Source organism: Nosocomiicoccus sp. HMSC059G07, from assembly GCF_001815515.1.
Taxonomy (GTDB): domain Bacteria; phylum Bacillota; class Bacilli; order Staphylococcales; family Salinicoccaceae; genus Nosocomiicoccus; species Nosocomiicoccus ampullae_A.
This window is the reverse complement of record NZ_KV820835.1, coordinates 1-428: the sequence shown is the minus strand read 5'-3', so window position 1 is coordinate 428 and position 428 is coordinate 1. Positions and strand designations below refer to the sequence as shown.

Sequence of the window (428 nt, the reverse complement as noted above, 5' to 3'; positions counted from 1 at the left end):
TCTAAAACTCTATTTTCTATAGTACTCCCTATGAAGTGCTTTTACTCTATCTTCAAATTCTGTAACTGGACCAATTACTTCGATATCTTCAGCAATATCTGTAATTTTTAAGGGCCTCACGCGTACAGCTTCTACTCCGAATTCTTTCTGCCACTCTCTAAACTGTGCACTACTCGTTGCATAGACAATCTTACCTAGTCCGTTTATTGCATGTGCAGTTGCGCACATCGGACAGTGTTCGCCTGAAGTGTACACGACCGCTTCTTTTCTTTCTTCCTCAGATAAGTTCACACTCGCCCACTGTGCGATATGAAGTTCAGGGTGCTTCGTATTATCTCCGGTAGAAATTCTATTATGGTCTTTAAATAGTATCTCCCCTTCCTTACTAACAAGCACTGAACCAAACGGTTGGTCTCCTTTATTTAACG

The 428-nt window shown here is 41.1% G+C and carries 1 protein-coding gene; it reads right to left on the bottom strand.

The window, feature by feature from the left end:
• Nucleotides 1-9 precede the first annotated feature (9 nt).
• Nucleotides 10-428, bottom strand: a 419-nt coding sequence (locus HMPREF3029_RS05095) for a nucleoside deaminase (protein WP_070710064.1), incomplete at its 5' end; no start/stop codon positions are given.